Origin of the sequence: Paraburkholderia sp. BL23I1N1 (genome assembly GCF_003610295.1) — a bacterium.
In the GTDB taxonomy this organism is placed as follows: Bacteria; Pseudomonadota; Gammaproteobacteria; order Burkholderiales; family Burkholderiaceae; genus Paraburkholderia.
This window is the reverse complement of sequence record NZ_RAPV01000001.1, coordinates 5,464,950-5,487,932: the sequence shown is the minus strand read 5'-3', so window position 1 is coordinate 5,487,932 and position 22,983 is coordinate 5,464,950. Positions and strand designations below refer to the sequence as shown.

The following is a 22,983-nucleotide window of genomic DNA, read 5'->3' as shown; positions in this document are numbered from 1 at the left end:
TTCTTTACGGGAACGGAGAACCCTAGCGCCGCTGCGCCTGAACCTTCCTGTATTGCGCGCGCGCAAAACGCTGCACCGCGCGCCACATCTGCGGATAGCGGTAACCCGGCACGGCGAACAGCACCAGCGCGCAAAGCGCCAGCAAGCCGCAGAACAGGAACGTGCCGCGATAGCTGAACGCCTCGACCAGCAAACCCGACAACACGCCCGACAGAATCGAGCCGACCCGCGCCGCATTGAAGAACAGCGCGGTCGCGCGGCCCGGCGCGTTCGGCATCAGATCCTGTACGTAGGTCATGCCGAGGCACGAGGTCACCGCGACCACGAACGCATTGAGTATCTGCATCGGGATCAGCGCGTGGACGTTGCCCGCCAGCGACATCGCGATGAAATACAGGGCGTGAACCGCCGCGCAGGCGCCCAGCCAGTTGGGCTTGTGCAGGCTCGACGATTTCGCGCCGAGCGCGAGCATCATCGGAATCTCCGTCAAGGCGCCGAGGCCGAGCATGATCGACACGTCCAGATGCGTGCCGTTCAGGCCGTGCACGATGTAAAGCGGCAGGACGATCATCGTGGCGTTCGCGGCGAGACCGAGCAAGGTGAGCGCCGCCACCGCACGGCGGATGTCATTCTGCGAAGCGACGCCCGGCAGGTCTTCGTGCGCCTCTTCGCCGGGTGCGATCAGCGGCGGCACGGTGATCGAGGCCGACGGCTCCGAAGCCGTGTCTTCCACCGTGTGATCGCCCAGGTGCCCTTGCGGCTCGCGCATGCGCCAGACGATCGCCGCGCAGGCCCCGAAACTCGCCGCCGCAAACAGGAAGAGCCCATAGAAGCCGGCACCGGCAAGCACCAGCGCGCCCACCGACGGACCGAACACCCACGCCGCCGAGAGAATGGTCCGCAAGGTGGCGCTCGCGAACGCGCGCTCCGCGGGGTCCGGCACCGGCAGCGCCGCGCGGCTGAACGAGAACACCATCGAGATGGCTGAGCCGCCCGCGCCGATAAAGATGATGCCCACCGCCAGCAACAGCCGGTAGTCACGCACCACGCATAAACATAGATAGCCCAGTGCGGCGGCCACCAGTGCCGCCAGCAACAAAGGCCGATGCCGTCCGCTCGCATCGCTCCACCGCCCGGCGAAGGTGCTGGCGAGCACCCCGCTGGCGGCGATCAGCGTCATGAAGATGCCGAGCTTGAGCGGCGTCATGCCGGCGCGCTCGACGCCGAACAGTGAGAGATAGGGAGCGGTGAACGACATCGCCACACCGAGCAAGAGGGTGGCGGCGGCCAGCGGCTTGAAGCCAGCGATGCGCAGCAGCTCGAAAAAACGGGCGGTTTTCAACACGGATGGCGGTGGGTCAGGGAGAGCGAGTTGGCGACGCGCCATGCGCCATGCGCGATACGCCGCGGACTTCGTGGCCGGAACAACTGGGGCATTATCGTCCTGGCTTGCGGGCGCGTAAACCTGCGGCGCCGCATCCCAAATTCGTGTTGCGCACCGTTATGCGCCATGTCGAACAATCAGGGGGTTTGCTCAGGGGGACGAACACGCGTGCCTTGAGGCCTGGCAATATCCACTCCCGTCGCACTGCCCTCACCCGCCGGCTGCACAACGATGTATCCGCTCTTTTCGAGCGTCCAGCGGTGCCATTGATTGCCATAGGCGCCACAGGCAACACCGAACACTACAGACAGCACCAGTCCGATCGTGCCGATCGTTTCACCCCACAAACCCGAGAAGAACAGCAGCGTATTGACCGCCAGCATGATGAATGTGGCGAACCACATTCTCTTCGACATGGCCCAGATGAAGCCCAGCAGCAACGCGCCCCAACTGAAGCCGGTGCCGACTGTGACGGTTTCGTCCTTGCCGGGGTGCCGAAGGTAGATCTTTTCTGCCATTTCCTTTCCTGAACGCGATGGTGCATCTAGATGCGAATCATGACGTCTAACATGTCGCGCTGACAAGACCATGAGTTTCTTTGAAATATGCGCGGTGAGGCACTGTTGAGCAATGCGCGAGATAGCCGCGTTACCCCGCCGTTTCGGGCCGGCACTGTGAGTCCACAAGGTCAATGAAAGCCCACGCTGCACGCAAAAACGTCCTCGCCCACGTCACTGACGATCCCGGCCATAGCTGCTACTCTTTACCCAATCAATCGGAGCACCGCACCCATGGCAAGCCAAATCCCCTATTCCCCGCAAGCGCCCTCGCGAGCCGAAGTCGACGCCCTGCCCGGCACCACGGTCATAGAATTTGGCACGAACTGGTGCGGTTTCTGTCAGGGCGCGCAAGCCTCGATTGCCAAAGCCTTCGAACCTCATGCCGGCATCCGGCATCTCAAAGTCGAAGACGGCCCCGGCCGCCCGCTCGGCCGTTCCTTCAAGGTCAAACTCTGGCCCACGTTGATTTTCCTGCGCGATGGCGCCGAGGTTGCACGTATCGTGCGTCCAGGCAGCGCAACGGACATAGCCGAGGCTTTTGCGTCGCTCTGACGCAAGACTTCATCCGCAAACCGGCTTCAAGGGAGTACACCTCATGGACACCCGTAGCGAGCTGCAAGCCACCGTCAATGCGATGGTCCAACCCGGCAAAGGTCTTCTCGCCGCCGACGAAAGCGGCCCGACCATCGCCAAGCGCTTCAAGACGATCGGCCTCGACTCCAGCGAGGAAAACCGCCGCGCCTACCGCAACCTCCTGCTCACCACGCCGGGGCTCGGCGCATTCGTGAGCGGCGTGATCCTTTACGAAGAAACGCTCGGGCAAAAAGCGGACGACGGCACGCCTTTTCCGCAAGTCGCCGCCAAAAACGGCATCGTGCCCGGCATCAAGGTGGACCTCGGCAAGATTCCGCTCGCGCTCGCCCCGGGTGACGAAATCACCGAAGGTCTCGACGGCCTCGCCAAGCGTTTCGTCGACTACAAGCGGCAAGGCGCGCGCTTTGCGAAGTGGCGCGCGGTTTACAACATCACGGCGAGCTTGCCGAGCCGCCTCGCCATCGAGGCGAATGCCGACTCCCTCGCGCGCTATGCGGCGATCTCGCAGGAAGCGGGCATCGTGCCGATCGTCGAACCGGAAGTGCTGATGGACGGCGATCACACGATCGGGCGCAGCGCGGAAGTGACCGAGGCCGTCTTGCGCGAGGTGTTTAACGCCCTGCACCGGCATCGCGTGGTGCTCGAACATATCCTGCTGAAGCCGAGCATGGTGTTGGCGGGCGCCGAACATGCGCAGCAGTCGGCTATGGCGGATATCGCGGCGCACACCGTGCGGGTACTCAGGCGCACAGTGCCGTCGGCGGTGCCGGGGATCGTGTTCCTGTCCGGCGGGCAATCGCCGGAAGAGGCAACGGCCAATCTCGACGCCATGAATCGCCTCGGGCCGCTGCCCTGGAATCTGAGCTTCTCGTATGGGCGCGCATTGCAGGAGCCGCCGCTACAGGCATGGAAGGGTCAGACGAGCAACGTCAAGGAAGCCCAGGCGGCGTTGCTCAAGCGCGCCCGTCTGAACAGCGCGGCGGCGCTCGGCAAGTACGACGCGGCGCACGAAAGGAGCTAGTATCTGCGCTGGGCAGCCGGTGCATGCCGCCGTTTGTCGGCAAGCTCGATCCCTGCCGAACAGGCTTCAACCGAAGCCGTCGGCAGGGACGATCAGACCCGACTCAACGATTCGCGGTGGTGGCGCGCGCAATCTTGTCGAGCAGCGCCTGCAACGAAACCGGCTTGCCGAGGTGGCCGTCGTAGCCGGCGCGGATGGCACGCGTAGCATCTTGCGGCCGGCCGAAACCCGTCAGCGCGAGCGCCGGCACCGAGGCGGTGGCCGGCAGTTTGCGCAGCGCCGTGATCAGCTCGTAGCCGTCCATGCCCGGCATGCCGATATCCGACAGGATCAGATCGAACTGCTGGTGGGCTGCAACAGCAAGCGCGTCAGAACCATTGGTTTGCGGCCACACTTGCGCGCCTTCAAGTTCGAGCAGACTCTGGAACGCCTGCAAACTTTCGACCGCGTCGTCCACCAGCAGAATCCGCATGCCCTTGAGCAAACTGGCGTCGCCCGGCATTTCCCGGATTTCGGGCTGCGCCACCGTGCTGTCGGCCGGCAGCCAGACGCGAAAACGCGCGCCCTTCCCGAGCCCGGCGGATTCCGCCTGCACATGGCCGCCATGCATTTCGGCAAGCTGTTTGACGAGCGCGAGCCCGATCCCCAACCCGCCGCTATGACGCCGATGCGCGCCCTCGGCCTGGCTGAACATGTCGAACACGTTCGGCAGGAAGGCAGGCTCGATGCCGCGCCCGGTATCCTGAACGTCGACAACCGCATAGCCGCCGTCGCGCGAGAGCGTCAGCTTCACCCGCCCGCCCTGCGGCGTGAATTTCACCGCATTGCTGATGAGGTTCCACAGAATCTGTTCGAAGCGCACCGGATCGGCGTCGATAAAGAACGGCTCGGACACGCCGTGCACGGACACATTCACGTGATGCGCCAGCGCATCGGCCTCGATCGCGCTGCCAACCAGCGCCGTGATCGCCGCGATATCCACGCGCGAGCGCTCCAGCGCCAGTTTGCCGGTGCGCACACGCGACAGATCGAGCAGGTCGTCGATAATCTTGGCGAGGCTGATCACCGAGCGGCGAATCGCATCGGCCGCATCGCGCACCACGGGCAGCCCTTGCGTCGACGGCGCGCGGTCCAGCATGTCCGCTTTCACGTGAATCAGGTTCAGCGGGTTCTTCAGTTCGTGCGACAGCACCGCGAGGAACTCGTCCTTCAACCGGCTGGCCGCCTCCACCTTCAGGCGCACCGAACGTTCAAGAGAAATCTTGCGCTGTTCGAGCGCCTCGGTGCCCTTGCGCTGCGTCAGATCGCGCACGATCTTCGCGAAGCCGCTGAAATTATCCGACGACACCTGCGTAATCACGCCGCTGCAATAGAGCCGCGAGCCGCTTTTGTGGATGTACCAGCGCTCGTCTTCGACACGGCCATCGTTCCGCGCACGCTGCCGTTCCGCTAGCGGTTCGTTGGCTTCGCGCTCCTCCGGCAAAAAGAGCCGGTCGAGCAATTGCCCCGTCATCTCGCTCTCGCTGTAACCGAAGATCCGCTCCGCCCCCTTGTTCCACGTCACCACACGGCCGTCCAGATCCTGCACGATGATCGCGAAGTCGTTGGTGCTTTGCGCGGCGAGATGCAAACGCTCTTCGCCTTGGCGCACCAACTGCTCGGCACGCCGCAATGCCGTGATATCGACGATGGTCAGCACCGCCCCTTCGATGTGATCGTCGGTGGTGCGATAAGGCGAGAGGCGCGTCAGGAAATAGCGGCCGTCGACGCCGCGAATCTCACGTTCGATCAGCTGCAGCGATTCGAAAACGGTGACCGTGTCCTCACCCATCTGCGGATAGTCGAGCCGGTGCGTGATGTCGTGCAGCGGGCGGCCCACGTCGGAGGGAATCACGTTGAACAGTTCGGTCGCGGCCGGCGTATAGCGCTTGATGCGCATCTGGCGATCGACGAACAGCGTCGCGATGCCGGTCGAGGCAATCACGTTCTGCAGATCGTCTGTGGCCTTGCCGGTTTCCTCGATCCTGGCCTGCAACTCGGCGTTGACGGTAAACAACTCCTCGTTCAACGATTGCAATTCTTCCTTGCTCGTCTCGAGTTCTTCAGTGGCCGCACGGAGCTCCTCGTTAATCGCCTGCAGTTCCTCGTTCGATGCCTTCAGCTCTTCAGTCGAGGCCTCCGACTGCTCGACTGTCGAGCGCAACTCCTGCTTCGTGCGATGCAGTTCGTCTTCGAGGTGCCCCAGCAGCGAATCCTGGGTGCTCGGACCGGCCTGCTGAACGAGTGGCGCGGGCGCGCCGGCTACGGTCTCTTCAAACAACACCAGCGCGAATTCCAGTGAATCTTCCGTACGCCGGTAGGGGCGCACGATGATTCGCACGTGCGCCTCGGACATGAACTCAATCGGCTCGGTCACGACCTCGCCCTGGCTGCGCAACGCCTGGAACAACGCGCCGCGCAGTTGCAGGCGCAACGCCGGATTCACCAGCATGACCAGGTTGTACGACGGCTCGCCGCGCACAAAGCGCAGGAAGCGGCCGGCGTGCTCGGACATATGCAGGATGTTCGCATCCATATCGACCACCACACTCGGCGGCGCATACAGCTCGAGAATGCGGTGATGCAAGGCCGAAAACGGCAGGCTTTGCGGCAAGGCCGGCGCCGGCCCGACGCTGGCGACGGCGCTCACTCCGTCGTGCTGTATCACCGGCATGCTGATCGGCGGGCGCACCGCGGTGGTGACCAGGTTCGCGCGATAGATGCGGTTCTTCTTATCGACCGGGGTGAACAGATCGCCCGCGGCCTCCGCGGATTCCGAGCTGCCGAGCAGCAAAAAACCGCCGGGTTGCAATGCAAAGTGAAACATTTGCAGCACCTGGTTCTGCACGCTGCGATCGAGGTAGATCAGCAGATTGCGGCACGACACCAGGTCGACACGCGAAAACGGCGGATCGCGCAGCACGTTGTGCACGGCGAACAGCACCTTTTCGCGGATGGTCTTGGTGACGCGAAAGTGCGAGCGTTCGGGCGTGAAGAACTGGCGCAGGCGCTGCGCGGAGACATCCGCGGTGATCGACTCGGGATAGATGCCCGCACGGGCGAACGCAATGGCCCGTTCGTCGATGTCGGTCGCGAATAGCTGGAACGGTATCCCTTCATGCCGCTCCGGATGATCGGCCAACAGCATGGCCAGCGAATAGGCTTCTTCCCCCGTCGCGCAACCGGCGATCCAGACGCGCACCGGATCATCTTCGGTTTTCTTCTGGAACAGCTTCGGCACGATCTCGTGCTCGATCACGTCGAAGGCTTCTCGATCGCGGAAGAAGTTGGTCACGCCAATCAGCATGTCCTTGAGCAGCGCCGGCGTTTCCTCGGGATGCGTGAGGACATAGTCCTGGTATGCCTGCAGATCGGGGATGCCGTTGACCTGCAGACGGCGTTCGATACGGCGCAGGATCGTGGCGCGCTTGTAGTGACGGAAATCGTGGCCGGTGCGGGCACGCAAGGTGGCGAGCACGCCGAGCAAAGCCCGCTCGGCGTTCGACGCGGGGGTGCCGGCCACAGCGTCTGGCTGCGCGACAGCCAGCGTTTCAGGTTCGTCGTCAGTGGGTGGCAGGCGGATTGCGCGGGCGTTGTCCGCAAGTTCGCGGAGCTTGCGCGGCATCTGTGCGGCCGGCAGCGAGAGGTCGATCATGCCGGTCGCGATCGCGTTCTGCGGCATTTCCGGGTACTCGGCGTCCCCCGGGTCTTGTGCAATCGTCACGCCGCCCTGTTCCTTGATGCGGCCGATGCCGGTTGCGCCATCCGCGCCCGTGCCCGACAGCACGATCGCAATGGCCCGCTCGCGGTGAGTGTCGGCAAGGCTGCGGAAAAACAGGTCGATGGCAATCGGGCGGGCACGTGACCGGTCAGCTTCGACGGGTGTCAGACGGCCGTTGTCGAGCGACAGATCGTTCGACGGCGAAATCACATAGACGTGATTTTTGTCGACCTGCACAGGGTGCAGTACCTGGCACACCGGCATGCCGGTCGCGTGTTGCAGAACCTGGTCGGCACTGCTGGCATGGTCGGGCGAAAGATGCAGCACGACCACAAAGGCCATGCCCATATCGGACGGGGCATTCTCGAAGAAGCGCAGCAGCGCCTGCACGCCGCCCGCGGACGCGCCGATGCCGACTACCGGAAATTCCAGCGAATGGGTGTCCGGCTCGCGCGCGTTTGCCGCGTTTGCCGCGTTTGCCGCGTTTGCCGCGTTTGCCGCGTTTGCCGCGTTTGCCGCGTGGGCCGCATCGGCCGCTTCGGTGTCCGCGCTAGCGGTGTTCGCCGGTGTGGCTGTCTGCGTGCCCACCTGCGCGGTCGACTGCGTGTTCGTTGGAGACGCCCCTGCTTTCCTACCCGCCATACCCATCCCTTGTGCGCTACGTTGCGTCCCGGTGCCCTCGCCTTTTTTGCGGCGTTGGGCCCTTGCTGCTTCCGCTCGCATTGTCGCGTGTGTCGTGCCGCATTGCAAAGGCCGGCATCCGAGGGCGCGCACCCGCCTGTTATGGTTCGCACACCACCAGTGCGTGCAGTTCGTCGATATTGAAGGGTTTGGCGAGTATCGCCACGCCGAGCCTGCGCGCCCGTTCGAGTTCGTCGGCGTAGCCCGTCATCAGCGCGATCTTCTGCGCGGGCCACGCGCTGCGTACCTTCTCAGCAAGATCGATGCCGTTGAGCCGGCCCGGCATCTGGATGTCGGACAGCACGAGTTCGAACTTTGCGCCGCCGCTCAGCACGTCGAGCGCCTGGTCGGCGGTCGGTTCGTGCCGCACCTCGCAGCCGAAGGTTTCGAGCACGGCGGCAACGCCCGCCGCCACGTCTACGTTATCTTCCACCAGCAACACGACACCCTTTGAAACCAGCAGCGGCTGTTGCGTCGTTTCGACCTCCGGCACCAGCGCCTTTTGCCGATCGCGATAGCGCGGCAAATAAAGCCTGACTGTTGTGCCGCGGCCTTGCACGCTGTCGATTCTGGCCGTGCCGCCCGCCTGTTCACACATGGCGAGGACCTGAGCGAGGCCGAGGCCGGTGCCTGAGCCGCGCAGCTTGGTGGTGAACAGCGGTTCGAATGCGCGGCGGGCGACGGCTTCGGGCATGCCCTCGCCGTCGTCGGAGCAGGCGATGAGCACGTATTCGCCGTCGGGCAGCAAGGTGTCGCTGCCCACCAGACGGTTGTTCTGGCAACGGATCACGAAACGGCCGCCGCGCGGCATCGCATCGCGCGCGTTGACCGCCAGATTCATGATCGCGAATTCGAGGTCGGTCGCATCGGCCAGCACCTGCCAGACGTTCTCGACCATGTTCAAGGCCATTTCGATGTTGTCGCCGAGCGCCGCGTCGATCAGCGGTGCGGCGCTCGGCAGCCAGGTGGCAAGGTTGACCGGTTCCTGCTTGAGCGGCCGTTTCTTCGCCACGCTCAGGAGCTGCCGCGTGAGCGATTCCGCCGTAGCGGTGGCGCGCTCAACGGCATGCACCTCTTTTTCCAGGTTGTTGTAGCGCTTCAGGCGCGCAAGTTCGGTGTTGGCCGAAACCACCATCAACAGATTGTTGAAGTCGTGCGCGACATTGGCGACGAGATTGCCGAGCGCGCCCATGCGCTGCAATTGCCGGCTTGACGCCTCCGCGGAAAGACGCATGGCCACTTCGCCTTGCCAACGCTCCCACGCGCGGCGCTCGCCAGCGAGCTGGCGCAGCGAGAAAAACACCAGCAGCCAGATAGCCATGCAAGGTAAAGCCGTGATCGCCGCGATCGCCATGAAGTGTCGGCGCCAGGCGGCGTCGATTGAATCAGTCGCATACGCGCTCAAGACGTAGAGCGGATAGTCGCCGACCCGGCGAAACGCCAGCAACCGTTCGGTGCCGTCGACCGTTGAAGTGAGACGGATGTGACCGAATAGCTGCTTGTCGCGCATTGCCGCGGTAAACGCGCTCAGCTGGGTAGGTTTCGCGCCGGCCGCCCACGCCGGATAACGCACCAGCAGACTGCCGTCCTGCCGGTACAGCCCCAACGAGAGCGACGTGTCGCCATTCGTCAGCTCACGGTAGAAACGCGAAAAGTACTCGGTGCGCAGCGCCACGGACACCACACCGAGGAATTGGCCGTTCTCACCCGAGCGGCCGGTTGCGGTGTTGAACACATTGGTCTGCGACAGTGATCCGAACATGGGCTCGGAGAAATAGGGCTGCGGCCGCATCGCCTTGGCCGCGGTGAAGTCTTCGCGCTGACTCGTCGACATGACCGGCGCCGGGTAAGCGCGGCTCGACACCAGCAAATCGCCGTTCGCGCCGAGCACGTAAATCGACGCGACCTGTGCAAAGTCGCCGCCGATCTGCCGCAAACGGTCGTGCAATCCGGCTTCCTGTGCGCGAATCTGCGCATCGTCGTCATTGCCGAGCAGGTCGACAATGCGCGAGGCCATCTGCTGGTTGAGGTCCAGCACCTTGACGGCCTGTTCCTCGGTCACGCGCGCAAGCCGGTCGATCATGTCGTTCGAATCGGCAATCCGGCGCTGGTAATCGAAATACCCATAACCCGCGAGACAGGTCAGAGGAAACACAATCGAAACGGCGAGCACGATCAGAAGCATGCGCCGCGTCGCCGCGAAATTACGCGACGGCATAGGGAAATCGACTGCGACACGCTCCGCACGTTGCACGGTCACAATCTCCATGAAGGATGAGTACAGGATGGGCCGGCAGTGCGCAACGCGCCCACGTTGTTCGTGCGCTATTTCCATTTCCCCGAATTACCGGAATTTACCGCACTTCCGCCGTTCCCCATAGGGTGCCGGGTAATGAAAACGACACACGTGCCACGGTTCTGGCCGGGCACACGGATTGCTGACGGTTGCGCGTCCCCTGACAGGCCGCTCGCTGCGTGTTGCAGCGCGGCGAAGTGACCGCGCACAGCTATGTGGAAATCAGCAAACGCCATACCTGGCGGCCAACGCTTGCGCGAGACCCTAACCTCGTCAGGTGGCCGGGGGCCGTTCGCTTTCGTCAGAGGTCAGTTGTTCTTCCAGCCGATCAAATACGCGTTGGGTCGCGCGGCTCGGCGCATCGAGTGCGAACAGCAGCAAGGAGCGGCCGGTTACCTGATACGCGTCGCCGGCGCTGAATTGGGGCAACTCGGCGCGCACCGGCATGTTCGTATCCAGCAGACACATCCACTGCTCGCCTTCGGGAACATCGGGCAGAGTGAAATTGACCACGTCGTGATGCGCGTTCAGCACCAGCAGCAACGTGGCATCGGACGCTGGACGTCGAATGCCGCTCGCCTGAGCGCGTCCATCGATCACGAGGCCGAAGCAGCGCATCGACGGATCGTCCCACTGTTCCTGCGAAAGATCGGTACCGTCGGGCGAAAGCCAACGCGCGTCGGTCACCTCGAGCGCCTCGTTGAATTCGCCGGTGAGAAAGCGTCCGCGACGCAGTACCGGCAGACGGTGGCGCAACGTGGTCAGATTCTTGACGAACTCGGTGAGCGCGCGCCCGTCGTCGTCAATGCCATTCCAGTCGACCCAGCTAATCTCGTTGTCCTGGCAATAGGCATTGTTATTGCCCTGCTGCGTGCGGCCAAATTCGTCGCCCGCGAGAAGCATCGGCGTGCCCTGCGAGAGCAGCAGCGTAGCCAGCAGATTGCGCTTCTGGCGCTCGCGTTGCTGACGGATATCCGGATCGTCGGTGGGGCCTTCCACGCCCATGTTCCATGACTTGTTATCGGAGTGACCGTCGTTGTTGTCTTCGCCGTTGGCCTCGTTGTGCTTGTCGTTGTACGAGACCAGATCGTTGAGCGTAAAGCCGTCGTGTGCGCTGATGAAATTGACGCTCGCCCACGGACGCCGCCCGCGATGGTTGAATTTGTCGCCCGAGCCGGTCAAACGTGTCGCGAGATCGGCCACCTTGCCTTCGACGCCCTTCCAGTATTCGCGCACCGTGTCGCGGAAACGGTCGTTCCATTCGGCCCAGCCCGGCGGAAATCCGCCCACCTGATAGCCGCCTGGGCCACAGTCCCACGGTTCGGCAATCAGCCGCACGCTCGAGAGCACCGGGTCTTGCCGGCAACTGTCGAGAAACCCACCGCCTTCGTCGAAACCGTGCGTCTCGCGACCGAGAATCGTTGCGAGGTCGAAACGGAAACCGTCGACCTTCATCTCCGTCACCCAGTAGCGCAGACTGTCGGTCACCAGTTGCAGCACGCGTGGATGAGACAGATTGAGCGTATTGCCGGTACCGGTATCGTTGATGTAATAGCGCGGCTCGTCCGGCATCAGGCGATAGTAAGACGCGTTGTCGATACCTTTGAAGCAGATCGTCGGGCCGCGCTCGTTGCCTTCGGCGGTGTGGTTGTAGACCACGTCAAGAATGACTTCGAGGTTGGCGTTGTGAAAGCGGTCCACCATTTCCTTGAATTCGCCAACCGATTCGGTCGACGAAGCGAAGAAGCGCGGATCCGCCGCGAAGAAGCCGATCGTGTTGTAGCCCCAGTAATTGGTGAGACCTTTGTCGAGCAGATGGCTGTCGCTGACGAAGGTCTGCACCGGCATCAATTCGACCGATGTCACGCCGAGACTCTTGATGTAGTCCACCACAACCTGCTGGCCAAGTCCCGCGAAGGTGCCACGTAGATGGTCCGGTACATCGGGATGACGTTGCGTAAAACCGCGCACGTGCGTTTCATAGAAAATCACGCGCTCCCAGGGCAGCGGATTGCGCTCCGGATGACTCCACGAAAAGTTGGCGTCGACCACCTTGCACTTCGGCACGAAGGGCGCGCTGTCGCGCTCGTCGAATGACAGGTCGCCTTCTTCCGAATCGAGCGTATAGCCGAAGATTTCTGGCGCCCACTTAAGCTCGCCAATATGCGCTTTGGCGTACGGATCGAGCAGGAGCTTGTTCGGATTGAAACGGTGTCCTTTTTCCGGTTCATAGGGACCGTGGACCCGATAGCCGTACACCGCGCCCGGCTTCAGATTCGGCACGAACACGTGCCAGACTTCATCGGTATATTCCGGCAACTCGATGCGTTCGATTTCCGTTTCACCGGTTTCATCGAACAGGCACAATTCGACCCGGCTGGCATGCGCGGAGAACAGCGCAAAGTTGACACCGCTTCCGTTCCACGTTGCACCGAGCGGGAAAGGCGTGCCTTCCGCGATGCGCGTCGAATAGCTGGACTGCAATGGCATAAGGTTTCCTGTGGAAGCTGAGGACGCCCGCACATGTGTTTGAAATGCGCAAGCTCGCTGCTTCAGCAAATTCTGGACCCGGGCGTTGCGCATGGTGCAACGAACCTTCGGGCTTTCACGGAGAAACGCTTGAATATGGCGCGCTAGCACTACGCGTCACGCGTGCGCCGTGGATATGAAGGGGGACGGTAATGAAGTGAGGAGGAAAGTGCCGCTAAACCGCTTATGCGGCTATGCCGCTATGCCGCTATCGGGTGAGGACATCGCAGCCCAATTAACGCATCGGGCATGATTCACGGCGGCCCGATTGCATGCAGTGCGGCGGCCGACTCGAGCAAGCGCAAAAGGCGCTGCGGCGTCAGGGGTTTGGCGCAATGCGCGTCGAAACCCGCTGCCCTGGCACGCACCCGGTCTTCGCGCGAAGCAAAGGCCGTACAGGCCACCAGCAGCATGTCCGATGTCGACGGGTTGGCGCGCAGGCGGCGAGCCAACTCAAGCCCATCCAGAACAGGCATCTTGATGTCGAGCACAACGGCGAACGGCTGCCATTCACACGCCATGCCGCAGACGGCAAGCGGATCGATCAGCGCGCGGCACTCGAAACCGTCGGCATTCAGCAGCATTTGCAGCGCTTCGGCCGCTTCCCGGTAATCGTCCACCACGAGCACGCGGCGGTTCGATGCCATCGCATACGGGATAGGCCGCCAGACCACGACGTCTTCGTTCTCGTCCATTCTGTTGTCGAACGTCACCCTCTTCTCCCTGGCTACTTCATGGTGCCGTTTTGGACACCCAGGAACATGCGTGCAAGATTCGCTCCCACCGCGCGGCAAGCACTTTTTTACTGCATAGCACGCGACGCATACGCTTCGGTTTTCACCACGCCACGCCCGTTCCGCCGCCACGCACGCCCTACCTCAACACCATAGCGCAGCGGGCGAACTGCCGCTTCCTGATTTATGCTGTCTTGACGCCTCCCGATACATCGTGGGCAAACACGGGATATTGCGTTGAAATCTGGATGAAACGCACTTCCGTCGTGCATGCCGCCCTTGCTGCGTGCATTGCGCATGACTTCGTGCTCGCCTCACGCATCATCAACCGCTGTATACGACCGGATATAGTCGTGTCGAGTTGGGGAAAACACCCAGGGGTGTCAAAGCGAACCGGGCGGGCGAGCGAAACACATAACGTCTGCATGACTCCGTGCAAACCCGGCCTCGCGGCAAGACTGCGGTAACATGCCCCATCGATGCCGGGCCAGGCGTATTCGCCGCCGATCCCGGCCACGCAACAGGACTCGACGATGAGCTTCAGCAAGCGCAACAACGTAAAGATCTTCGATAGCGGCAAGCGGGCCATGGTGCTGGCGGATGGCCTCGGCTGCGATCGGACCCAGTGGCGCGAACGCGAGCCGCTGAGCCCGTAAGACGATGCAGAGTACGCACCTTCCGTTGCCCTCCTCCGATGCCTTGTTCGAGCACGCTGCCTGCGGCCTGCTCGTGACCGCCTCTGACGGCTTGATCCTGCGCGTCAACGCCACCTTCTGCGGCTGGCTCGGCTATAGCGCCGCGGAGCTCGCCGAGGCGAAGCCTATTCAGGATCTGCTGACCGCCGGCGGCAAGGCGTTCTATCAGACGCACTGGTCGCCGCTGCTGCATATGCAGGGTTCGGTGGCCGAGGTCAAACTGAACATGATGCATCGGGACGGCCACCTCGTGCCGATGCTGCTCAACGCAGTGAGCCGCCGCCACGGCGACAGCAGCTACCACGAAGTGGCGGTGCTGATCGTCCCGGATCGTCACAAATACGAGCAGGAGTTGCTGCTCGCGCGCCGCAACGCCGAAGCTTCAGTCGCCGCGCATCAACTCGCGCAGAAAGAGTTGCAGGAAAGCCGTGACGTGTTGAGCCTCGCCATGCGCGGGGCGCGCATGGGTGCGTGGTCGCATGAGCCGAAGTCAGGCAAATTCTGGTGGAGCCGCGAACTGGAAGCGCTCGCGGGCTACGCCGAGGGACGTTTCGCGAAAATGCCCGGTGGCTTTTTCGAACTGATTCATCCCGGCGACCTGGTCGCGCTCACCGAAGCGGTCGACCACGCCGTGTCGAGCGGTGACGACTACGTCGCCGAATTCCGCTTCATGCATGCAAGCGGCGACTGGTGCTGGATGGAAGGCCGCGGCCGCGCCACCTATGACAGCAACGGCGAGCCGCTGACGATCTACGGCCTCGGCACCGACATTACCGAACGCAAGGATGCGCAGACCGTGCTGTTGCGCCAGGCGGCCATTTTCGAACACCTGAGCGACGCGATCGTCATCACCGATCTGCGCGGCAACATCACCGATTTCAACGCCGGCGGCGAGCGCATGCTGGGCTACCGGATGCGCGACATTCTCGGCAAGCCGATCGCGATGTTCACGCCGCCGCAAGACGCATTGCGCATCCGCCGGGAAGCGCTCGCCGCGCTCGCCGCCGACGGCACGTGGCGCAGCGAACTCACGTTCGTGCGGCGCGACGGCACGCACGGCGTCTGCGAAACAGTGGTCAAGCCGCTGGCGAACGCGCGCGGCGACATCTACGGCGCGGTTAGCGTGAGCCGCGACATCACCGGGCGCAGACGTGCCGAGCAGCAATTGCAGCGGCTGAATCTGGAACTCTCGAAGGCCGACCGCCGCAAAGACGAATTTCTCGCCACGCTCGCGCACGAGTTGCGCAATCCGCTCGCGCCGATGCGCAACGTGCTGGAAATCCTGCGTCTGAAAGACTTCGCCGATCCGCAACTGAGCTGGTCCCGCGACGTGTTCGACCGGCAATTGCAACACATGACTCATCTGGTGGACGACCTGCTGGAAGTGTCGCGCATCACGCAGGGCAAGCTCGAATTGCGCAAGCAGCGGCTCGAACTCGCACGCGCCATGCAGGCTGCGATGGAAGCGGCGCGACCCACCGTGCAGGCCTCGGCGCACCATCTGAGCGTGACGTTGCCGCGCGAGGCGCTCTACCTCGACGCCGATCCCACGCGCCTGTCGCAGATGATCCTGAACCTGTTGAACAACGCCGCCAAGTACACGCCACCCGGCGGCAGCATCTCGCTCGCCGCATCGCGTGAAGGCGATGAAGCCGTGATCGTTGTGCGCGATTCAGGTATCGGCATTCCGCGCGAGCATCTGGAAAGTGTGTTCGAAATGTTCTCGCAACTCGCCCCGGCGCTGGAGCGCTCGCAAGGCGGTCTCGGCATCGGCCTCGCGCTGGTGCGCGGTCTTGCCGAACTTCACGGCGGCACGGTGGCCGCGTTCAGCGGCGGTCCGGGCAGCGGCAGCGAGTTCGTGATCCGTCTGCCGCTATCGAAAGCGGTCCCGGAGCCGGTGAATAGTTCGCCCTCCGAAGTGCCACGCTCGGCGGGCTTGCGCGTGGTGATCGTCGACGACAATGCGGATGCCGCCGATAGTCTCGCGATGGTGCTCGAACTCGAAGGCCACGAGGTACGCACAGCCAGCGATGGCGTCGCCGGGCTCCACCTGATCGGCGAATTCGCGCCGCAGGCGGTGATTCTCGATATCGGCTTGCCGCTTCTGAACGGGTATGAAGTGGCGCGGCACATTCGCCGCGATCATCAGGACACCGGCATTTTGCTGATCGCCGTCACCGGTTGGGGCCAACAGCAGGACAAGCAGACCGCCGAAGAAGCCGGCTTTGATCATCACTTCACCAAGCCGGTCGATCCGCGGGAATTACAGCGGGTCTTGAGCCGCTAACACACAAAAAAATTCAGCCCATGCTCGATGAAGCTCAGGTAATCAGTGCCCTTGCCGCACACGATATCGTTCCCGACGCCACTCAGTGCGATGCCATTGCGGCGCTCGTCACTCTACTGGACGCTAATCGCCGGCGCGCGAAGTCCGGCTCCGCGCTTGCGCATCAGGGCGTCTATTGCCACGGCCTGCCTGGGCGAGGCAAGAGTCTGGTGGTCGATACGGTGTTCGAGCTGGCGGGTTGCCGGAAGCGGCGCCTGCACTTTCACGAATTCCTACGCGAGATGAACCGGCGGCTGGTGAGCGAGCCGCGCGGCGACGACCGGCTGGGGTCGGTCGCGAAACAATGGCTCGATGGTGTGGAGCTGCTGTGCTTCGATGAATTCCATGTGCACGATATCGCCGACGCATTCCTGATGGGCCGTTTTCTCGATACCGCAATCGGCCTCGGCACGCGCGTCGTGCTGACCTCCAACTACGCACCAGACGCCCTGCTGTCCGATCCTGAGTTTCACGAGCGTTTCCTGCCGACGATCGAACAGATCAAAAGCTGCTTCACGGTGATTCACTTCGACGGCGCGCGCGATTACCGTTTCGGTGGCGAAGAAGCGGCGCTGCCGCATTTTTTCGCACCGCTCGACGCGGCAACCCACGACGCGCTGCTGCAAATTTTCGTGCGCTATGAAGGCAGCGAGACGCTGGAGCCTGCCACCGTCAGCGCGGCAGGCCGGCCGCTCGCTGTACGCGCCGCCGGTGCCGCCTTGCTCTGGGCAGACTTCGAGAGCCTGTGCGTGGCGAGCCGTTCTCACCTCGACTATCTGGACCTGGCCGAGCAATGGCACGGCCTGATTCTCGACCATGTGCACACTGCCCGGCTTGCCCAAGGCCATACGCTGCAGCGGCTCATCTGGCTCGTCGATATCTTCTACGACCGCAAATGCGCGCTGTTCATCGCGTCCGATCAGCCGATCGAGGCGGCGCTAAGCGGACTCGAAGGCGCGCACGATCTCTCGAGAACGCTCAGCAGGCTCGCCGAGATGCAATCGCGCGGCTATCGCAACATGCTCGACGGCACGGCCGGAAGAGTTGAGATGGCAGCAACGCAGACGCTCGCTGAACCGTGATAGCGGCGATAGCCGCGCGAACGTCTGCAAACACGTCCTATTCCTTGCTGCTCTTTGCCTTCACCCGCGCAATCTGCTGCTTCGCCGCGTCATACACGTGTTCGGACGTGAAGCCAAACTTCTTCTTCAACTCGGCGAACGGCGCGGACGCGCCGAACGTGTGCATCACCACTTGCGCACCGAGCCGCCCGACATAGCGATCCCAACCAAGCGTTGCCGCCTGTTCGACCGCGACGCGCGCATCCACCTCGGGTGGCAGCACGGAATCCCGATACGCCTCATCCTGGCGCTCGAAGATATCCCACGATGGCATCGACACCACCCGCGCCGCAATCCCTTCGCTCCTGAGTTTCTCGCACGCATCGACGCAGAGCGACAACTCGCTGCCGGTCGCAAGCAGGATCACCTCGGGCTTCTGCCCATCAGGCGCATCGGCGAGCACATAAGCGCCCTTCTGCACGCCCTTGGCCGACGCATAGCGCGTGCGGTCGAGAGTCGGCAAGGCCTGACGCGACAGGACGATGCACGACGGCCGCTTCGGATCCGACATCGCTACACGCCACGCCTCGGCAACCTCGTTCGCGTCGCCCGGGCGCAGCACGGTCAGCCCCGGCACGGCGCGCAACGACGCCAGTTGCCCGATCGGCTGATGCGTCGGACCATCCTCGCCGACGCCGATCGAATCGTGCGTAAACACGAAGATGGATGGCACTTCCATGATGGAAGACAGGCGGATCGGCGGCTTCATGTAGTCGCTGAAAATCAGGAAGGTCGAGCCGAACGGCCGCAAATTCGACAACGCGAGGCCATTCACGGCCGCGCCCATTCCGTGCTCGCGAATCCCGAAGTGCAGGTTGCACCCGCCATAGTTGTCGTGTTCGAAACTGCCCGCGCCTTCAAACTTCAGATTCGTCTTGGTGGACGGCGCGAGATCGGCCGCACCGCCGATCATCCAGGGCACGCGCGCGGCGATCGCGTTGAGCACTTTGCCCGACGAGTCGCGCGAGGCGAGACCCTTCGGGTCGGCATCGAACGTGGGAATGTCGCTGTCCCAGCCCGCCGGCAACTCATGCGCTTCCATCAGCGCGAATTCGCGCGACAGTTCCGGATATTGCTTACCGTACGCGTCGTGCTTCGCTTGCCATTGTTCGCGCGCTGCCTTGCCGCGTGCGCCGATGCCCTGCGCGAAGCGTTCGTGCACACCGTCCGGCACATAGAAGAACTTGTCTTCGGGCCAGCCATAGAACTTCTTCGCCAGCGCGACTTCCTCGACGCCGAGCGCCTCGCCATGCGCGGCGGAGGTGTCCTGCTTGTGCGGCGCCCCCCAACCGATAATGCTGTGGACCACAATCAGCGTCGGCCGGTCCGTGATGCTTTTCGCTTCGACAAACGCGGCCTCTAGCGCCGCGGCGTCGTTCGCGTCGTTCACGCGCAGGGTGTGCCAGTTGTAACCGCGAAACCGGCTTTCCACATCGTCGCTATACGCAAGATCCGTGTGGCCTTCAATCGTCACGCGGTTACTGTCGTAGATCCAGATCAAATTCGACAGCTTCAGATGTCCGGCGAGCGACGCCGCCTCGTGCGAGATGCCTTCCATCATGTCGCCGTCACCGCAGAGCGCGTAGACGCGGTAATCGAACAGCGGCGCGTCCGGCTTGTTGAAGCGGCTTTCGTACCAGCGTGCCGCCATCGCCATGCCGACGCTATTGCCCAGTCCCTGGCCGAGCGGCCCGGTGGTCGTTTCCACGCCGGAGGTCAGGCGGTACTCGGGGTGGCCCGGCGTATTGCTGCCGATCTGGCGGAAATGTTCGATGTCGTCGAGCGAGACGGCGGGTGAGCCGGTCGGTTTGCCGTCGTGGCCCACGGCTTTGACGTTCGCCAGATGCAGCAGCGAATACAGCAGCATCGAGGCGTGCCCCACCGAGAGCACGAAGCGGTCGCGGTTCGGCCACAGCGGCTCGTCCGGGTCATAACGAAGGTGGTTTTGCCACAGATGATAGGCAACCGGTGCGAGTGCCATCGGCGTGCCGGGGTGACCGGAATTGGCCTTTTGCACAGCGTCCATCGATAGCGTGCGAATCGTGTTGATGCACAACTGATCGAGGGCGGGATCGTTTTGCATGGAGACACTCCTTGTTCGGCGGTTGGGAATTTCGCCGGGACGCACTGTTTCGACGTGGCCGGCGAACCGGGTTCGCGTGGAAGAACGTGGAAATAACGCATGAGGAACGCAAGGCTCATCGATGATGCGCCGATGCGCGCAAAACTGCACGGCGCTTTACATCCGCTGCCATGCTGTACCGATGATCGGAACGCGTCCTTTCAAGCGGCTTGCGGTTTTGATGGCGGCTCGCCGGCTTCAATGAGCATGCGGGACGGCACCCGGCGTACTAAGTCTCCGGGGCCGCGCGGTCGGCGGCCACGATTTCGCGGCCGTACGCGATCGCCGCGCGGCGCGCCTCGTCGGCGGTCGCGTAGGGGCCGATCTGCGGCGCACCATCGAATGGAAACAGAAGCCGCCGGTCAGCTTTTCTGATGACCTTCAGGCTGCCGACGTAACGGCCGTCGCCCGTGCCGTGATAGCTGGCATAAATCTCGAAGTCGTCATCAACAACGTCGGCCTTATGTCGCACCATGTGTATGTCCCTTATCCCGGTGTCGTATTCCATCGCCCGTGCCGATGGCGAGCAATACCCGTTCCACACGAAGCGGAGCCGGGTCACTGCGGGAATAAGGGAATGATGGCCACTTGCCGCTCAAGCTGCGTCAAAACTGATGCAACATCCCGAGATATGCGCCGGTTTGCGATTCGCCCGCGAGCGGACTCGTGTTATTGACGGCATCGCGCGGCGACGCTTCAAGCGAAAAATTCGAGTTGCTGCCGTTGCGCACGTAGCCCACTGTCCCGTACAGGAAGGTACGCTTCGACAGGTTGTAGGTGGTGCCGAGCAAGTACATCATGGCGTGACCGGACGGATCGTGCGCGGTATCGCCGCTGCCGTCGCCGACCTTGATGTAGTAGCCACCCGCCGTCACAGCCCAGCGCTGCTGAATGTTGTACGTAGCGCCGAGCCAGTAGTGATCGGCGCTGTCGGCTACGCCCGCCGGGGAATCCGGCGACGAGTAATGCGTATATGCGCCTTGAATCTTCACCGCGTCGAAATGCACATTCACACCGGCGAAGTATTCGCGCGAGGCCTGGAAAATGTTGCTGAAGCGGCCGTTGCTGTCGCGCAGCTCGTCATAGATGCCGCGTACGTCGAAGAGTGGCGAGTGATACGTCAGCATGATGCCGTCTGAGCGGCCAAATTCGCCTGGCGCGCCGCTGTTGAACGCGCCCGCCTGATTGCCGAGCGCATATTGCGCCTGCACATCGAAGCCCCACAACACCGGGCTGTGATACTCGACATTGTTATTGGTCTGCTGCCAGTTGCGCCCGCGCACGAGCGACGCCGACGAAAATGCCTGCTGCACGAACGGATCGAATTCCCACACCCCGTCGCTATCGATAAACAGATTGCGCCCGGCCTGCAGCGTACCCCACTGGTCGCTCTTCAGACCGACGAACGCACGCCGTGACCACAACCGTCCACCACTGGTGGTGCCGTTCATGATTTGCAGGCCGGTTTCCAGGTTGAACATCGCATTCAGCCCCCCGCCCAGATCTTCATTGCCTTTCAGGCCCAGCATGCTGGTGCCCCAATCGCCGCCTTCAGCGCTCCAGCGGCTGGAACTGCCGCCCGCGCCATTGTTGATGTGATTTAAATATTCCAGACCGCCGTCGAGACGGCCATACAACGTCACGCTGGTTTGACCGTATGCCAGAGGACTTGCCACCGCGAGCGCGGCGATTAATTTTGTAGGTAGTCTCATTGTTCTGCCGTGCGTTTCTTCTGTCGGATTGAATTGGCGCACCCCAAAGGAAATCCTTGTTGGGGAGATCGAAAGGTACTCACGATAAGATAGTCGGTCATTTGGCCACCGCCAAATCGAAACGCGCTAATCGTTCACCAATCGTTATTTGACCCGCCATTATTTGCCACTCGCCATGAATGCGCCTGAATTGACCGAAGACGAAAACCTTGGCCTTTACCAACGCGCGACGGAAACCGGCGCTGAATGGTGGCGCGTCAGCGTAGCGGACCGGCCGGAAAACTATCGGCTCGAGCATAGGGTCGACGACGGCAACGGTGCGGGATCGGTCGACATCGATCTGGTGGTCGACGCGGAGAACCTGCGCGCGAAGCTGAAAAAATGGCGCCGCGAGGGCTTTGCAATCGATACGCCCGACACCTCGGCCGAAACGCACGAAAGGGGCACGGCGCAACGGGTGGCCTTCATGCCGGAGTTGCAGCGCGTGGCAGCGCTGGCCTTGACGGCGAAAAAGCATCCGCAGGTTGAGGGCGCAGGCGCGGGCACAACCGTGCGCATCGGCCATATCGACGTGCCGTGCGGTGTGGACAATCCGCTGGTGCCGCGCATCAATCCGGCCTATCTCTTCTCCGAACGCTTTAACGACATTGTCGAAGACATCGTGGAGAACCGGCGCGTGATGCTGATCGGTCACACCGGCGCGGGCAAGACCAGCCTGATCGAACAGGTCGCAGCGCGCTCGCATCACGGCGTGTTGCGCTCGAACATGAACGGGCAAACCACGGTCGGCGATTTTGTCGGTTTCTGGACGGTCAAGGGCGGTGAAACGATCTGGGTAGACGGCGTGCTGCCCACGGCGATGCGTGAAGGCCACTGGCTGATCGTCGACGAAATCGACTTCGCCGAACCGTCGATTCTCGCTGCCCTCACCGCCGTGCTCGAACCGCACGGCCGCCTCGTGCTGAAAGAGAAAGGCAATGAGATCGTCGCGCCGCACCCTGCGTTCCGGCTGTTCGCCACGGCGAACGCGGTGGGTGCGATGAGCCAGTTCCGCCATCTGTATCAGGGCGCGAATCTGATGAACGAGGCGTTCCTCGATCGCTGGCGCGTCTACCTGCTCGACTATCTGACGCCCGCCGAAGAAACCGACGTGCTGATGCGCACCCTCGCCCCGCATATGACACGCGCGCTCGCCGCCACGCTCGCCGCGATTGCCGCCGACTGCCGCGCGGCGTTCGCCCGCGAGGATCTGTCGAGCGCCTTCTCCACGCGGCGCCTGCTCGACTGGGCCGAGCTGATGCTGCGCACCGGCGACCCCGAACGCGCCGCCGGTCCCGCGATTTACGCGAAGGTGAGTCCGGAAGACGCGGCGTTGATTCGCGGCATCGTTCGCCATCATATTGCGCCGGCCGCTTGACGCTTAGTGGGCGCAACGAACACAACGAACA

Annotated in this window: 15 protein-coding genes; 6 read left to right on the top strand and 9 right to left on the bottom strand. The window is 62.9% G+C overall.

The window, feature by feature from the left end; translation table 11 throughout:
* Positions 1-22: 22 nt before the first annotated feature.
* Together B0G76_RS25615 and B0G76_RS25610 are read right to left on the bottom strand one after the other, a co-directional pair.
* Positions 23-1,345 (bottom strand): sugar efflux transporter, encoded by a 1,323-nt coding sequence (locus B0G76_RS25615; RefSeq protein WP_120294990.1) that lies wholly within the window; start codon positions 1,343-1,345, stop codon positions 23-25.
* A 176-nt stretch (positions 1,346-1,521) separates the two neighbouring features.
* Entirely contained in the window at positions 1,522-1,902 is a 381-nt protein-coding gene (locus B0G76_RS25610) for a DUF2628 domain-containing protein (protein ID WP_120294989.1), read from the bottom strand.
* 273 nt (positions 1,903-2,175) lie between these two features.
* Between B0G76_RS25610 and B0G76_RS25605 the strand changes: the two genes are divergently transcribed.
* Entirely contained in the window at positions 2,176-2,496 is a 321-nt protein-coding gene (locus tag B0G76_RS25605) for a thioredoxin family protein (protein WP_120294988.1), read from the top strand.
* Positions 2,497-2,539: 43 nt separating this feature from the next.
* Positions 2,540-3,559, top strand: coding sequence for a class I fructose-bisphosphate aldolase (locus B0G76_RS25600; RefSeq protein ID WP_120294987.1), 1,020 nt, complete (start codon positions 2,540-2,542; stop codon positions 3,557-3,559).
* Positions 3,560-3,662: 103 nt separating this feature from the next.
* On the opposite strand, the gene B0G76_RS25595 is transcribed toward B0G76_RS25600, so the two are convergent.
* From B0G76_RS25595 to B0G76_RS25580, 4 genes are all read right to left on the bottom strand, one after another.
* Positions 3,663-7,961, bottom strand: coding sequence for a CheR family methyltransferase (locus tag B0G76_RS25595; protein ID WP_120294986.1), 4,299 nt, complete (start codon positions 7,959-7,961; stop codon positions 3,663-3,665).
* 139 nt (positions 7,962-8,100) lie between these two features.
* On the bottom strand, positions 8,101-10,269 hold the full coding sequence (locus B0G76_RS25590; RefSeq protein WP_120294985.1) for a hybrid sensor histidine kinase/response regulator: 2,169 nt from the start codon (positions 10,267-10,269) through the stop codon (positions 8,101-8,103).
* 300 nt (positions 10,270-10,569) lie between these two features.
* Complete coding sequence (gene glgX / locus B0G76_RS25585) at positions 10,570-12,786, bottom strand: glycogen debranching protein GlgX (protein ID WP_120294984.1); 2,217 nt, start codon at positions 12,784-12,786, stop codon at positions 10,570-10,572.
* Between the two features lie 293 nt (positions 12,787-13,079).
* Positions 13,080-13,538, bottom strand: coding sequence for a response regulator (locus B0G76_RS25580; protein WP_120294983.1), 459 nt, complete (start codon positions 13,536-13,538; stop codon positions 13,080-13,082).
* 554 nt (positions 13,539-14,092) lie between these two features.
* Here B0G76_RS25580 and B0G76_RS44080 point away from each other — a divergent pair.
* The 3 genes from B0G76_RS44080 to zapE are packed head-to-tail and all read left to right on the top strand — an operon-like array spanning position 14,093 to position 17,662.
* Positions 14,093-14,215, top strand: coding sequence for a hypothetical protein (locus B0G76_RS44080; RefSeq protein WP_259460723.1), 123 nt, complete (start codon positions 14,093-14,095; stop codon positions 14,213-14,215).
* Positions 14,216-14,219: 4 nt separating this feature from the next.
* Entirely contained in the window at positions 14,220-16,541 is a 2,322-nt protein-coding gene (locus tag B0G76_RS25575; protein WP_120294982.1) for a PAS domain S-box protein, read from the top strand.
* 20 nt (positions 16,542-16,561) lie between these two features.
* A complete protein-coding gene (zapE, locus tag B0G76_RS25570; protein ID WP_120294981.1) occupies positions 16,562-17,662 on the top strand; it encodes a cell division protein ZapE in 1,101 nt (366 codons plus the stop codon).
* Positions 17,663-17,699: 37 nt separating this feature from the next.
* Here zapE and tkt read toward each other — a convergent pair whose 3' ends face one another.
* The 3 genes from tkt to B0G76_RS25555 form a co-directional block, all read right to left on the bottom strand.
* Positions 17,700-19,784 carry a transketolase gene (tkt, locus tag B0G76_RS25565; RefSeq protein ID WP_120294980.1) on the bottom strand — a complete coding sequence of 695 codons (2,085 nt, stop codon included), beginning with the start codon at positions 19,782-19,784 and terminating at the stop codon, positions 17,700-17,702.
* 268 nt (positions 19,785-20,052) lie between these two features.
* Complete coding sequence (locus B0G76_RS25560) at positions 20,053-20,298, bottom strand: DUF6723 family protein (RefSeq protein WP_120294979.1); 246 nt, start codon at positions 20,296-20,298, stop codon at positions 20,053-20,055.
* 130 nt (positions 20,299-20,428) lie between these two features.
* Positions 20,429-21,535: a porin gene (locus B0G76_RS25555; protein ID WP_120294978.1), complete on the bottom strand. Its 1,107-nt coding sequence runs from the start codon at positions 21,533-21,535 to the stop codon at positions 20,429-20,431.
* Between the two features lie 175 nt (positions 21,536-21,710).
* Here B0G76_RS25555 and B0G76_RS25550 point away from each other — a divergent pair, with 175 nt between their 5' ends.
* Entirely contained in the window at positions 21,711-22,952 is a 1,242-nt protein-coding gene (locus B0G76_RS25550; protein ID WP_120294977.1) for an AAA family ATPase, read from the top strand.
* Positions 22,953-22,983 lie beyond the last annotated feature (31 nt).

Coding starts and splice junctions, on each gene's coding strand:
- B0G76_RS25610 (WP_120294989.1), bottom strand. CDS start 1,902: ATGGCAGAAAAGATCTACCTTCGGCACCCCGGCAAGGACGAAACCGTC.
- B0G76_RS25605 (WP_120294988.1), top strand. CDS start 2,176: ATGGCAAGCCAAATCCCCTATTCCCCGCAAGCGCCCTCGCGAGCCGAA.
- B0G76_RS25600 (WP_120294987.1), top strand. CDS start 2,540: ATGGACACCCGTAGCGAGCTGCAAGCCACCGTCAATGCGATGGTCCAA.
- B0G76_RS25595 (WP_120294986.1), bottom strand. CDS start 7,961: ATGGCGGGTAGGAAAGCAGGGGCGTCTCCAACGAACACGCAGTCGACC.
- B0G76_RS25590 (WP_120294985.1), bottom strand. CDS start 10,269: ATGGAGATTGTGACCGTGCAACGTGCGGAGCGTGTCGCAGTCGATTTC.
- glgX (WP_120294984.1), bottom strand. CDS start 12,786: ATGCCATTGCAGTCCAGCTATTCGACGCGCATCGCGGAAGGCACGCCT.
- B0G76_RS44080 (WP_259460723.1), top strand. CDS start 14,093: ATGAGCTTCAGCAAGCGCAACAACGTAAAGATCTTCGATAGCGGCAAG.
- B0G76_RS25575 (WP_120294982.1), top strand. CDS start 14,220: ATGCAGAGTACGCACCTTCCGTTGCCCTCCTCCGATGCCTTGTTCGAG.
- zapE (WP_120294981.1), top strand. CDS start 16,562: ATGCTCGATGAAGCTCAGGTAATCAGTGCCCTTGCCGCACACGATATC.
- tkt (WP_120294980.1), bottom strand. CDS start 19,784: ATGCAAAACGATCCCGCCCTCGATCAGTTGTGCATCAACACGATTCGC.
- B0G76_RS25560 (WP_120294979.1), bottom strand. CDS start 20,298: ATGGTGCGACATAAGGCCGACGTTGTTGATGACGACTTCGAGATTTAT.
- B0G76_RS25555 (WP_120294978.1), bottom strand. CDS start 21,535: ATGAGACTACCTACAAAATTAATCGCCGCGCTCGCGGTGGCAAGTCCT.
- B0G76_RS25550 (WP_120294977.1), top strand. CDS start 21,711: ATGAATGCGCCTGAATTGACCGAAGACGAAAACCTTGGCCTTTACCAA.